Below are 13,354 nucleotides of genomic sequence, written 5' to 3'. Positions count from 1 at the left end.
GGGTGCTACTTTACCGCATCCTGCTGCGGCTGGAAACGAATGCGGCAAAAGAACACTTGAGATGACAAAAAGAAAAGCCCCGCGAGTCCTCGAACTCGCGGGGCTTTGTCACCGCTTTTGGCGGAGACGGAGGGATTCGAACCCTCGATCCAGGTTTTGGCCCAGATGCTCCCTTAGCAGGGGAGTGCCTTCGACCTCTCGGCCACGTCTCCCAAACTTGTCGTCGCACCAGGGAGGTGATGCAACGAAGCCGTGATACTACCTACTGTTCTCGATGCCGTCAAACATTATCCGCATCGAAATCCAACTTTTTTTGCGTACGTGTCATGCCTTCGACACGTTCAGAGGAAATTTCCCGCATCACTGCACGAATTTTCCGCTGCGCGCCGCATGCATGACGCTCGCATGCGGCTCGTCGCCCAACAACGCTGGCGACGTTCGAACGCTGCGCAATGGCTTACGCCTGATCCAGCTCAAACGCCTTGTGCAGCGCGCGCACGGCGAGCTCCATGTACTTCTCGTCGATCAGCACGGAGATCTTGATTTCGGAGGTGGAGATCAACTGAATGTTGATACCCTCTTCCGACAGCGTGCGGAACGCCTTGCTGGCGATACCGACGTGCGAGCGCATGCCCACGCCAACGATCGACACCTTCGAGACCTTCGGATCGCCCAGCACTTCGGCGGCGCCGATATGGCCCTGCACGTCGTTTTGCAGCAGTGCCATGGCACGCTGATAGTCGCCACGCGGCACGGTGAACGTGAAGTCGGTCTTCCCATCGACGCTCAGGTTCTGAATGATCATGTCGACGTCGATGTTCGCGTCGGCAATCGGGCCGAGGATCTGGTAAGCGATGCCCGGACGATCCGGCACGCCGCGCACGGTGATCTTGGCCTCGTCACGCTGGAACGCGATACCCGAGATGATGGCCTTTTCCATTTGTTCGTCTTCCTCAAAAGTAATCAGCGTGCCCGAGCGCGCTTCTTCGTCGAGCGCGATCATCGGGTCGGTCAGGCTCGACAGCACGCGAGTCTTGACCTGGTACTTGCCGGCGAATTCCACCGAACGGATCTGCAGCACCTTGGAGCCGAGGCTGGCCATTTCCAGCATCTCTTCGAAGGTGACCTTGTCGAGGCGGCGGGCTTCGTCGACCACACGCGGGTCGGTCGTGTACACGCCATCGACGTCGGTGTAGATCAGGCACTCGTCAGCCTTCAGAGCGGCTGCCACGGCCACCGCCGAAGTGTCCGAGCCGCCGCGACCGAGCGTGGTCACGTTGCCGTTCGGATCGATGCCCTGGAAACCGGTGATGACGACCACGCGGCCAGCATCGAGATCGGCCATGACACGCTTGTCGTCGATTTCCGAAATGCGGGCCTTGGTGAAAGCGCTGTCGGTCTTGATCGGTACTTGCCAGCCGGCGTAGCTCACGGCGTCGACACCCGCCTCTTTGAGCGCCATCGCCAGCAGGCCAACGCTCACTTGCTCGCCGGTGGCGGCAATCGCGTCGAGTTCGCGCGGATCCGGGTTCGGCGAAATCTCTTTGGCCAGACCCAGCAGACGATTGGTTTCGCCGGACATTGCCGACGGCACCACCACCATCTTGTGACCGGCCTTATGCCACTTGGCCACGCGCTTGGCGACATTCTTGATGCGCTCCACCGAGCCCATCGACGTGCCGCCGTATTTGTGTACGATCAGAGCCATAACATTGCTAACACATTGATTTAAAACCGTTTATGAATCCTGCGCGGATGCCCTTCACTGAGCATCGGAGACGTTTCGATTCGCGGAACTTTTGATTATCGCACGAATGTATCGCGTTGGCGTCGGTTTGACGCAGATTGCACTGTCTTGGCTTCCGTACACCGCATCTGACGGCAGATTGTGCTGCGATTTGCAGAGGTTTCTTACTTTCACACCGCCGCTGAGCTATGCCGGCGCTCGGGCACTCTGCGCTTCAGTACTCCGACAATCCGGCACGCCACAGTTCGAACTCCCCCCAACACCCATCGCCATCCCACACCCGCACCACCCTTGACAAGCATCCGGGCAGCGGGGATTGGCAGCACTCGACTAGGCTCCACCAAAAGTCGCTACGTCTGAGCGCCACCAATCCCCGCCACTCAAACGCCCGATCCCCTCCGCTACACCCCCATGCCCCCCCCCACACCCCCACACCCCCACACCCCATTGCACCTCGTGGCGACGCTTCCTTCCTCTTCTTTCCGTCCCTATCCCGCTCACACCTCGTCTCGCCACGCCATTGTCCAACCCGCCCCAACCTCTTGGGCCTGCACGCCACCATCCACCCCCAACCTGGGAACGAACACGATGGTGCCCCCCTGCCACACCACCGGCACATGCCGAAGCCACGCCGCCACCCCGCGACTCTGAAACCAATGCTTCAACGACCGCGAATGCCCCCCCGCACGCGCACGCCATCGCTCACCACCCATCCTCGCCTTCGCCACCAATGGCCCCGCCCGCAATACGCGCTCACCAATGCTCCCCGGCATCGACTCGCCTTCAGGCACCGGCGTGAATACGATGCTGCCCTTCCACTGCGGCAAGCGCCACTCCCGCTCCCCCGCCCAATGCAGGATCACATCCGGCATGACATCGTCCGCGTGCGAAACGTCATAGACCGGCGTCCACTGCAAGTCGCCTCGATACAAACGCAAGACGGCATCGCCATGCGGTAATTCCAGCGATGCCTGCGCCTGCGCATCCCGAATCTGACGCACCCACTCGTCGAGCCGCGCCTCAGGCGGCATCGGCAAGCCCCTCTTTGCCGCCCAGTACCGTAACAAGTTCGCCAGGCGCGGTGCGTCCAACCCCTGCAATCGACTGCGACGCAAACGGTCGTCGCCCTCCTCGCTCGCATGGTCCGCTCGCGCCATCTCGAAGTCGAGTTGCGCCAGCTGATCGAGCAACGTCTGCGCCTGCGCCGCATGCCGCGCAAACCGCGCGAGCGTCTCTCGGTACGCCGGGACATGCGACGCAATCGCAGGCATCACGTCGTGACGCAACGCATTGCGCAGGTAATGCCGATCCTCGTTCGAAGGGTCTTCGACCCACGCCAACGAACGCGCCCTGGCGTAAGCCCGCATCGTTTCGCGCGAGACGTCGAGCAACGGGCGCAGCAAACGCACACGCGTCGACTCACGCGCCACTAACGGCAGGTCACCCTCAGTGGCCATCGCCGCCACCCCAGGCAACCCCGCGCCTCGCAACATCTGCAACAGTACGGTCTCCGCCTGATCGTTTGCATGATGTGCAGTGAGAAGCCAGCCGACACCATGCCTCTGACAACTCGCCGCCAGCGCCTCATAGCGCGCAGCGCGCGCGGCGCCCTCGATTCCCTGACGGGCGCCGCGCGGCACACTCACCCGCTGCGCTTCGAATGCGAACCCTCGCAAACGCGCTTCGCGCTCACACACGACAAGCCACTCGTCGGCATGCTCGGACAAGCCGTGATGGACATGGATGGCCAGCGGCTGCGCAACGGCGTCGCCAGCCGCGCGACGCTTCTGCCACCAGTGCGCCAGCGCGTCGAGAAGCACCATCGAATCGAGACCGCCGCTCAAGGCGAGCGCAAGGCGCGGTAAGGCGGGCTGTGCGGAAGAAGTGGACGAAGCGGGGGAAGAAGAGGAAGAAGAGGAGGAGGAAGCCGACGAAGCTGCCGCAGCGTCGGCACCTGAGGCATGCGAGACATCGCGTGGCGAGACATGCGCCGTCAACGCCAGGCGCAAAGCGACGTCCACATGTGCAACTGCCGCGTCGCATCGGGCAGATGCGAACGCGGCAGCGGAAGAATCGTGATGAACCATCGGATTCGGCGCCATCGCCACCACGGGCGACGACGCATTGGCAGACGTTTTACTTCGCGCCGGCTTCCTTGAATTTGCCATAGCTCATCAGGCGCTCGAAACGGCGCTCCAGCAATTCCTTGTGGCTGATGCCCTGGAACTGACGCAGCGAATCGGCCAGCGCACGCTTGAGCATGCCCGCCATGCCGAGCGGATCGCGTTGCGCGCCGCCGAGCGGTTCGTTGACGATCTTGTCGATGAGGCCCAGCGCCTTGAGACGGTGCGCCGTCAGACCCAACGCTTCGGCGGCTTCCGGGGCCTTGGCCGCGCTCTTCCACAGAATCGATGCGCAACCTTCCGGCGAAATCACCGAGTACGTCGAGAATTGCAGCATCATGACCGTATCGGCAACCGCCACGGCCAGTGCGCCGCCCGAACCGCCTTCACCGATGATGGTGGTGATGATCGGCGTCTTCAACTCAGCCATCACGTACAGGTTGTGACCGATGGCTTCCGACTGACCGCGCTCTTCGGCATCGATACCGGGATAAGCGCCCGGCGTGTCGACGAACGTGAAGATCGGCAGACCGAACTTCTCGGCCATCTTCATCAGACGCAGGGCCTTGCGGTAGCCCTCAGGGCGCGGCATGCCGAAGTTACGCAGCGCACGCTCCTTCGTGTCGCGACCTTTCTGGTGACCGATGACCATGCAGGCCTGGCCGTTGAAACGGGCCATGCCGCCCACGATGGCGTGGTCGTCCGCAAATGCACGGTCGCCGTGCAGTTCGTGAAAGTCGGTGAAGATGTCGCGAACGTAGTCGAGCGTGTAGGGACGCTGCGGATGACGCGAGATTTGCGAAACCTGCCACGGCGACAGGTTCGTGTAGATGTCCTTGGTGAGCTGCTGGCTCTTCTTGGAGAGGCGCTCGATCTCTTCGGAAATGTCGACGGCGGAATCGTCCTGCACAAAGCGCAACTCTTCAATCTTCGCTTCGAGTTCGGCGATCGGCTGTTCAAAATCCAAAAAGGTGTTCTTCATCAGGTTTCCCCGGAAATGCGGCAGCGTATTGTACCGCCGGTAACGTCTACCCGGATGAGATAGGCAACTTTCATCACCTCTCGCATCTTGATAGCTGTCAGAAATGACTGGTTGAGACGGAATGGACGCGGATTATACGTCCTCGGGGGTATGGAAACCGTAAAGACACCGCAAACGATCGAAATGTTCGTCGGGTCACCCCAGGGACGATTCGCCGCGACCGGCGTTCGGTCAGTATTCGACCGGCACCGGCTCGAGACTGCGCCACATGTACCACGTGGCAACGGAGCGCCACGGCTCCCAGTTGGCAGCGACTTCCCGCGCCTCACTGCGCGTGACGGGTTCGCCGCTGAAGTAATTGACGCTGATCGCGTTGATGAGCCCGACGTCGTCGAGCGGCAGGACATCGGGGCGCAACAGGTTGAACATCAGGAACATTTCAGCCGTCCACCGGCCAATGCCGCGAATACCGGTCAGCTCGGCGATCACGGCCTCGTCGTCCATGCTCGCCCAGGCGTCCACGTGCAGCGCGCCGGACTTGAAATGGGTAGCGAGATCGAGAATGTACTCGGCCTTGCGACGCGACAACCCGCAACCCGCGAGCGCGTCGTGCCCGGCCTTGATGAACTGCGACGGCGAGAGCTTCGGACAGATCGCGACCACGCGATCCCATACGGCCTGCGCCGCCTTCACGGAAATCTGTTGCCCGACGATCGAACGCGCGAGCGTAACGAACGGCTCCCCTCGCCCGGTCAGATGGGCCGGACCGAATTGGGGAATCAGCTTCTTGAGAATGCGATCGCGCTTCATCAGATCGGCACACGCCTGATCCCAGAAATCGGGGCGCGACGCCCCAGGCGCGACCGGTAGCGGCACCACGCCCGTCACCACCGCATCGACAGCCTCGTGCTCGATAAGCTCGATTTCCGGGGTGACGATACGCGTCTCGCCGTCGCGCTTGGCCACCACGCGACGCGTCGTCGCCGGAGACGTTTCCGGCTTCGCGGCAGGCTTGCGCGGCGCCCTCACACCAACCTTCACACCAACCTTCACACCAACCTTCGCACCAACCTTCGCACCAACCTTCGCACCGACCTTTGCACCGACCGTCTCAGCAATCTTCGCACCGGCCTTCACTGCGCTCGTCTTCGCGACTTTTCGCGCCGTCTTTTCCGTCGAGTCGGACTTTTCGGCCTTCTGGATTGCCGTCTTGCGCGCAGCGCCAACCCCGGCCGTCTTTGCCGGCGCTTTCATCGCCTTGTCTGACCTTTCCGACCTTTCCACCTTGTCCGCTTTCACCGCCTTCACGGGGGCTTTGCCAGTCGCCGCCACCACCGCCTTGCGCGGTGCGCGACGTGTCGCGTCCTCGGACGTCGACGCAGGCCGGGTGGCCTTCGTCACGCCCTTTGCGGCACGCTTGGTCGCCGGGGTCTTGGTCGCAACCTTCGCGGCTACGGATTTACGAGTCACCATGAGATTTGCCTCGATGCGTCGCGCTCAAGCACGACGCCATTCGGTGGCGCCTCCGGGACGATCTTCCAGCACGATGCCTTCGGACAACAATTCGGCACGAATACGGTCAGCCTCGGCAAAATTGCGATCGCGCTTGGCCTGCGCCCGCGCTTCGATACGCGCTTCGACCGACGCCCGCAAAGCATCGCCATCGCCCGCATCGTCCCCGCCCGTCGCCCCTTGCAGGAACGACTGCGGATCTCGACCGAGCAGGCCCAGCGTGCCCGCCAGCGCCTGCAACTGACGCACCAGCACAGGATCGCGCTGCTTGTTGATTTCGCCCGCGAGCTCGAACAACACCGAGATCGCCACCGGCGTGTTGAAGTCGTCGTTCATGGCGGCGGCAAAGCGCTGCGCGAACGGCTCGTTCCAGTCCAGTGGCGCACCGTCGCCCGTCGCATCCTTGAGCGCAGTGTAAAGCCGCGTCAGACCGCCGCGTGCGTCGTCGAGATGCGCATCGCTGTAGTTGAGCGGACTGCGATACTGCGCGCGCAGGATGAAAAAGCGAACGACCTCTGCATCGAATTTCGCCAACACCTCGCGGATCGTGAAGAAGTTGCCCAGCGACTTGGACATCTTCTCGTTGTCCACGCGCACGAAGCCGTTATGCATCCAGTAATTGACGAACGTCTCGCCCGTCGCGCCCTCGCTCTGCGCGATTTCGTTCTCATGATGCGGGAATTGCAGATCCGCGCCGCCGCCATGGATGTCGAAATGGTTGCCGAGCAACTGGCAACTCATGGCCGAGCACTCGATATGCCAGCCGGGACGACCGGCGCCCCACGGCGACGCCCATTTCGACTCTTCCGGCTCGGTGTCCTTCGCGCGCTTCCACAGCACGAAGTCGAGCGGGTCCTGCTTGGCCGTATTGGCTGCCACGCGCTCGCCCGCGCGCAGGTCCTCGATGGACTTGCCGGAGAGCTGGCCGTAAGTGGCGAACTTGCGCACCGCGTAGTTCACATCGCCGTCGTCGGCCTGATAGGCATAACCGTTGCGTTGCAGCGTGCCGATCATGTCCACCATTTGCGGAATGAAATCGGTCGCACGCGGCTCGTGATCGGGACGCTGCACGCCGAGCGCATCGGCGTCTTCGTGCATGGCCGCAATGAAACGCGTCGTGAGCTCGCGCATCGTCTCGCCGTTCTCGAGCGCGCGCTTGATGATCTTGTCGTCGATATCCGTGATGTTGCGCACATACGTGACGCGATAACCCAGCGTGCGCAACCAGCGCTGCACCATGTCGAATACCACCATCACGCGCGCATGACCGATGTGACAGTAGTCGTACACCGTCATCCCGCAAACATACATGCGGACTTCGCCAGCGACGAGGGGTACGAACGGCTGCTTATCTCGCGCGAGCGAGTTGTAGACACGGAGTGAATCCATAGATATGCGCTTGACCGGGCGGCAACAGCGCCGGACGCTGCGACGATATCCTCACGTGAAACGAGAGCGATATCGCGAGGCGGGCTGCGCGCCGTGCGGTAGAAAAAACGAACCTGCGAACCGCCGCCACTGCCACATCGAGAAATGGCGCGGGCCGGGCGCAGGTGTTTTGTTAGAATGCGGCCGAGTATAGCATCTCTTGTGCACCTCTCAGGTATCCCAAGCACCCACTATGACGCAACGAAGCCGGTCAATTCCGCACCCGTCCACGCGCGTTTCCTTGCGCCCCGCCTCTCGCCTGGCTTCCCGCCTTGCCTCTCGCTTGCACCCGGTCGCCGCTGCGGTTCGCAGCGCTCGCGCCCTGGCGCGCGCATCGATGCTCGCCGGCGCCACGCTCGGCCTGGCCGGTGCACTGTTCGCTCTGCCTGCAGGGGCGCAGGCCATCACTGATCCGCCGCCGCCCGCGCCGCTGCAAACACCGCAGCAAGCCAGCGAATCGGCCATCAACAAGCTGGTCGATGCAGGCAAGTTCAACGACGCCCTGACCAAGATCGACGAGCATCTCAAGCAGTACCCGCGCGATGCGCAGGTGCGCTTTACGCGCGGCCGCGTGCTGATGGAAATGGGCCGTAATGCGGAAGCGATCGACGTTTTCACGGCGCTCACGCAGGACTTCCCGGAATTGCCCGAACCGTTCAACAACCTCGCGGCGCTCTATGCGCAGGCAGGCGAATACGACAAGGCGCGCGCCGCACTCGAGAGCGCGATTCGCAACAACCCCGGCTTTGCCGTCGCTTATGCCAACCTCGGCGATGTCTACGCCAAGCTCGCGCAACAGGCTTATCAGAAATCCCTGAAGCTCGCGCCGACGGCCCGCGTGTCGAACCGCGAGAAGATCCTGTCGGGCATGCTCGCACCGCAGCGCGCAGCGCCGGTCGGCCAGGCACCGTCACCGGCTAAGACCGGCGAAAATGCCGACCTGAAAAACGTCGGCAAGTCGGGCAACTAAGCTCAGCGCTTCGACTCGAAGCGATTCCCCTTTCGTCATGGAGACACGCATGTCCTTCCCGAATCGTCTGCGCCGCGCACTGCTCGGCGGCGTCGGCGCCGCGCTCAGCGCAGCGGCGCTCGCAGGCACGAGCCTGCCGGCCTTCGCGCAGAGTGCGCAACCGCAGGTGCAGTTCAAAACATCGCTCGGCAACTTCGTGGTCGAAGTCAACCCGAAGGCCGCCCCCAAGACGGTCGAGAACTTCCTGCAATACGTCAACGATGGTTTCTATAACGGCACCATCTTCCATCGCGTGATCAATGGCTTCATGATTCAGGGCGGCGGTTTCACCCCTGCCATGGATCAAAAGCCCACGCGCGCCGCGATTCCGAGCGAATCGAAGAACGGTCTGAAGAACACGATCGGCACCATCGCGATGGCTCGTACGTCGGACCCGAATTCGGCAACCGCGCAATTCTTCATCAATGTGAAGGATAATGCGTCACTGGATTACCCCAACCCGGACGGCTTCGGCTATACGGTATTCGGCAAGGTGGTGTCCGGCATGGATACCGTCGAGAAGATCAAGGGTGTGGCCACGACTCGCAAGGGCATGTATTCCGACGTGCCCGCCACGGCGGTCGTGATCGAATCGGCCAGCGTCGTCAAGCGCTGATCCTCCTCCGGCCCCCCGGGACCATTTCATCAGAAGGAAAGCATCATGGTTGAACTGCACACCAATCACGGCGTCATTCGTATCGAACTCGACGAAGCCAAAGCACCGAAGACGGTCGCGAACTTCCTCGAATACGTCAAGAAGGGCTTCTATGACGGCACGGTGTTCCACCGCGTCATCAACGGCTTCATGGTTCAGGGCGGCGGCTTCGAAGTCGGCATGAAGCAAAAGCAGACCGAAGCACCGATCGAAAACGAAGCCAACAACGGCCTCAAGAACGACAAGTACACGCTGGCCATGGCGCGCACGAACGATCCGCACTCGGCCACGGCACAGTTCTTCATCAACGTGAACGACAACGAATTCCTGAACCACAGCTCGCCGACGCCGCAAGGCTGGGGCTACGCCGTGTTCGGCAAGGTCGTCGAAGGCCAGGAAGTGGTCGACGCGATCAAGGGCGTGAAGACCGGTTCGAAGGGCTTCCACCAGGACGTGCCGGTCGACGACGTCGTGATCGAAAAGGCCGTGATCGTCGCCTAAGCTCACGCACTGCGCGAACAGCGAACGGCGACACTCGATGCCAGTATCGACTGCGCGGTGCCCGCAATGTCCCGTGACACCACGGGGCGACGGGCCCGCGCTTTTCATTTCCGATCTCCACCTCTCACCGGCGCTGCCGCGTACGGTGCAGGTCTTCGAAGACTTCCTGCGCGGTCCCGCGCGTGAAGCGTCCATCCTTTTCATCCTCGGCGATCTGTTCGAATACTGGATCGGCGACGATATGCTCGACGCCGACCTCCCCGGCAACGGCAATCCGCCAGGCGCGCCGCCCACGGACGGCCCCGCTGCCGAACCGCTCGGCGCCTTTGCACGACGCATGACCGCCGCCATGGCCGATCTCTCGGCCAGCGGCGTCCCTATCGCGGTGATGCGCGGCAACCGGGATTTCCTGCTCGGCAAGCGCTTCGCACATGCGGCCGGCGCGGTCATGCTCGACGACCCGTGCGTGTTCTCGTTTCTCGGTCAGGCGCTGGTCCTTAGTCACGGCGATCAGCTGTGCACCGACGACGTGGGCTACCAACGCTTTCGCCGCATTGCGCATTCGCCGCTCGGCAAGGCATTTTTCCTGATGCTGCCGCTGCGGGTGCGCATGGGCATCGCCGATCGCATCCGGCAACGAAGCGCGGCCAAGGGTGCGCATCGCATGGCGTATGCCGATGCCAATGCGAACGCCATCGCCGCGTTGCTCGACGCCACCGGCGAACGCACGCTCGTGCACGGACACACGCACCGCCCGGCACGACATGCCGACGGACGACGCGTGCGCTGGGTGCTGCCCGACTGGGAGTTCGATGTCGAGCCGCCGCGCGGCGGCTATCTGCAATGGGACGCCAACGGGTTGCGTGCCATCGATCTCGCGCCTTCGGTCGACGTCACGGGCGCTGTCACTGACTGACATCATCGTCGGATCGACGCTCCGTGCATCACTGCGTCACTGCCGCCGCTTCACGGTCACCGCCTCACTGCCCCCCCGAACGCAAAACGGCCCGCTCGAAAGCGGGCCGCTCCATTCGTCCGGACGTACCGTGCTGGCACGCCTTCGCACGCCCTCGCGTCACATGTCCTGAATTTCCTTGCCGAGCTTGCGCAGTTCGGCGGTGTCGATCTTACTCGCACCGAGCGCTTCGAGATGGGCCCCGAGTTGATTGAGCGCCGCCACCATCACATCGATCTTGTGCGCCTGATCGGTCGCATTTTCGATCAGACCGTGAATCGCGAGAGAAACGGGATCGTCGGCGTTCGGCGCAATGCCGTAAGCCGAGAATTCCGCCTTGCGCGCGGCGCCTGCCGATTTGGCGTCAGCGCCGCCAGTCCCCTCGCGGGGTGCTTCGGCGCGCACGATGCGGGCCGGATTGCCCACGGCCGTGCCACCGGCCGGCACCGCCTTCACGACGACCGCATTCGATCCGATCTTCGCGCCCTCACCGACGGTGAAGCCGCCGAGTACTTTCGCGCCGGCCCCCACGATCACCCCGGCTTCGAGCGTCGGGTGACGCTTTGCGCCGCGCGCGAGCGACGTGCCGCCGAGCGTGACGCCCTGATAGATCGTGCAGTCGTCGCCGATCACCGCGGTCTCTCCGATCACCACGCCCATGCCGTGATCGATGAACACACGCCGCCCGAGCGTCGCGCCCGGATGGATTTCGATACCGGTGAGAAAGCGGGCGTACTGCGAAACGTAACGGCCCAGCCACTTGAAACCCGACGTCCAGCAACGGTGCGCCACGCGATGCAGCATCACGGCATGCAGGCCGGGATAGCAGGTGAAGACCTCCCAATTGCTGCGAGCGGCGGGATCCTTTTGCCGAATGGCGGCGATATCTTCGCGAAGACGGGTGAACATAAGCCTGAATGCGGTCCTGTCGTACGTCGTCCGGCCGTCATTATTGCGGGGATCGACGTGAATAAGCGGGGATGCGAGCGCAGCGCGAGCCGAGGTGAACCGGTTGGACCCGATTGGACCCGATTGGACCCGATGAGGACCGGCGGGCACTGCAAAGCGGTGACGCACGCCGCATCGGCGCAGCGTCACGCAAGTCAGCGCAGGGCTAACAACAGTGAACGTGATAAGGCAGAGAAGCAGCGCAACGCTGGCGCAAACGATTCATATCCGCGAGAGGCCGATAAGCTTGTGACTCACGATTGTATGAGATTTTTGCGCATTCAGTGACACATTCAGCGACGCATTCACCGACGCGTTCTGCGCTCCAGAATGTGCTTTGCGATGCCTCGCAGAATGTTGACTTCCTCGCGCTCGAGATGACTCTTCGCGAACAACCGGCGCAACCGCGTCATCAACTTCTTGGGATTGTCGGGATCGAGGAAATCCAGATCGACGAGCGCCCGCTCCAGATGCGCCAGCATGCCTTCGACATCGTCGCGCGTAGCGAGCGCCTCGTGGGGCGCAGAGCCTGGCGACGGCGTCGGCAGGCCCGTCGCACGCTCAATGGCCTCATGGCTTGTGTCGGCGACGACGTTTGCAGCGTCGCCGCGCTCATGCGCCAGACACGCCATGCGCATCTCCCAGGCGATCAGTTGCACCGCCTGCGAGAGATTCAGCGAGCTGTACACCGGATTGGCCGGAATATGCACGAGCGCGTTGCAGCGCTCGACATCGGCGTTCGACAGCCCCGTGCGCTCGCTACCGAAAACGAACGCCACCGAGCCGCCCTGTGCCGCATGCTGCACGGCAATGGCCGCACTCTCGCGCGGTTCGGCATTGGGGGGGCCGTACTCGCGCGAACGTGCGGACAGCGCAACCGCCCAGCTCACGCCCTGCAACGCGGCATCGAGATCCGGCACCACGAGCGCGCTGGCCAGCACGTCGTCGGCGCCGCTGGCCAGCGCGACCGCCTCGGCGTCGCGCAACACGTCGGCCCCGGCACGCGGCGCAGCGAGCACCAGCCGTCCGAAGCCCATCGTCTTGATCGCACGCGCAGCCGAGCCAACGTTGCCGGGATGGCTCGTTTCGTTGAGCACGAAACGCACTTGGTCGAAGATGGACGGCGAGGCGGTAGCAGCAGACTGGGACATGTGACAGCGATGACGGCAATGGCAATGACGGGCGACGAGTCGCGAGGCGGGCGAAGGAGATCGACGGAGAAACGCCGCTATTTTGCCTGAATCGCCGTGTGCGGGGGTGCGATTGCAGCCATCGCACCGATGACGGCTGGAACGTCGGCCACACCGGGGCGCGTTGGGCACGGAAGCCGACGCAATGCCCCAGGTGAAAAAAGGGGTCAGAACAACTGGATTCCAGAGCGCGTTGCCCGCATTTTTGGTAAAATGCGCGTTTTCGTCCCTGCAAACGAGCCGCCACACCGCCAGTGTGAGTGCGCGGCGCTTGCCGGGCATCGCTCTTGCTCAATTTGTTCGC

The 13,354-nt window shown here is 62.9% G+C and carries 11 protein-coding genes and 1 tRNA gene; 4 read left to right on the top strand and 8 right to left on the bottom strand.

What is annotated here, in order from left to right:
- Positions 1–118 precede the first annotated feature (118 nt).
- The 6 genes from PCA31118_RS14635 to cysS form a co-directional block, all read right to left on the bottom strand.
- A tRNA-Ser gene (locus PCA31118_RS14635) sits at positions 119–212 on the bottom strand.
- Between the two features lie 245 nt (positions 213–457).
- A complete protein-coding gene (locus tag PCA31118_RS14630) occupies positions 458–1,708 on the bottom strand; it encodes an aspartate kinase (protein WP_044455357.1) in 1,251 nt (416 codons plus the stop codon).
- 536 nt (positions 1,709–2,244) lie between these two features.
- Positions 2,245–3,591: a tRNA lysidine(34) synthetase TilS gene (gene tilS, locus PCA31118_RS14625; protein ID WP_174990473.1), complete on the bottom strand. Its 1,347-nt coding sequence runs from the start codon at positions 3,589–3,591 to the stop codon at positions 2,245–2,247.
- Between the two features lie 292 nt (positions 3,592–3,883).
- Positions 3,884–4,852: an acetyl-CoA carboxylase carboxyltransferase subunit alpha gene (locus PCA31118_RS14620; RefSeq protein WP_150625890.1), complete on the bottom strand. Its 969-nt coding sequence runs from the start codon at positions 4,850–4,852 to the stop codon at positions 3,884–3,886.
- 231 nt (positions 4,853–5,083) lie between these two features.
- Complete coding sequence (locus tag PCA31118_RS14615) at positions 5,084–6,325, bottom strand: endonuclease III domain-containing protein (RefSeq protein WP_150625889.1); 1,242 nt, start codon at positions 6,323–6,325, stop codon at positions 5,084–5,086.
- 24 nt (positions 6,326–6,349) lie between these two features.
- Positions 6,350–7,753 carry a cysteine--tRNA ligase gene (cysS, locus tag PCA31118_RS14610; protein ID WP_150625888.1) on the bottom strand — a complete coding sequence of 468 codons (1,404 nt, stop codon included), beginning with the start codon at positions 7,751–7,753 and terminating at the stop codon, positions 6,350–6,352.
- 280 nt (positions 7,754–8,033) lie between these two features.
- Between cysS and PCA31118_RS14605 the strand changes: the two genes are divergently transcribed.
- The 4 genes from PCA31118_RS14605 (at position 8,034) to PCA31118_RS14590 (ending at position 10,873) form a co-directional block, all read left to right on the top strand.
- Positions 8,034–8,762, top strand: a complete 729-nt coding sequence (locus PCA31118_RS14605) for a tetratricopeptide repeat protein (protein ID WP_246190231.1) — start codon at positions 8,034–8,036, stop codon at positions 8,760–8,762.
- Positions 8,763–8,829: 67 nt separating this feature from the next.
- Entirely contained in the window at positions 8,830–9,417 is a 588-nt protein-coding gene (locus tag PCA31118_RS14600; protein ID WP_150625981.1) for a peptidylprolyl isomerase, read from the top strand.
- A 45-nt stretch (positions 9,418–9,462) separates the two neighbouring features.
- Positions 9,463–9,957, top strand: a complete 495-nt coding sequence (locus PCA31118_RS14595) for a peptidylprolyl isomerase (RefSeq protein WP_044455353.1) — start codon at positions 9,463–9,465, stop codon at positions 9,955–9,957.
- Between the two features lie 37 nt (positions 9,958–9,994).
- Positions 9,995–10,873: a UDP-2,3-diacylglucosamine diphosphatase gene (locus tag PCA31118_RS14590; RefSeq protein ID WP_246190230.1), complete on the top strand. Its 879-nt coding sequence runs from the start codon at positions 9,995–9,997 to the stop codon at positions 10,871–10,873.
- A 159-nt stretch (positions 10,874–11,032) separates the two neighbouring features.
- Here the strand turns inward: PCA31118_RS14590 and cysE are convergent, their stop codons facing one another.
- Together cysE and PCA31118_RS14580 are read right to left on the bottom strand one after the other, a co-directional pair.
- Positions 11,033–11,821 (bottom strand): serine O-acetyltransferase, encoded by a 789-nt coding sequence (cysE, locus tag PCA31118_RS14585; RefSeq protein WP_150625887.1) that lies wholly within the window; start codon positions 11,819–11,821, stop codon positions 11,033–11,035.
- Positions 11,822–12,165: 344 nt separating this feature from the next.
- Entirely contained in the window at positions 12,166–13,011 is an 846-nt protein-coding gene (locus PCA31118_RS14580; protein WP_150625886.1) for an RNA methyltransferase, read from the bottom strand.
- Positions 13,012–13,354 lie beyond the last annotated feature (343 nt).

It is taken from the genome of Pandoraea captiosa, from assembly GCF_902459775.1.
GTDB lineage: Bacteria > Pseudomonadota > Gammaproteobacteria > Burkholderiales > Burkholderiaceae > Pandoraea > Pandoraea captiosa.
This window is presented reverse-complemented; position numbering and strand designations above follow the sequence as displayed.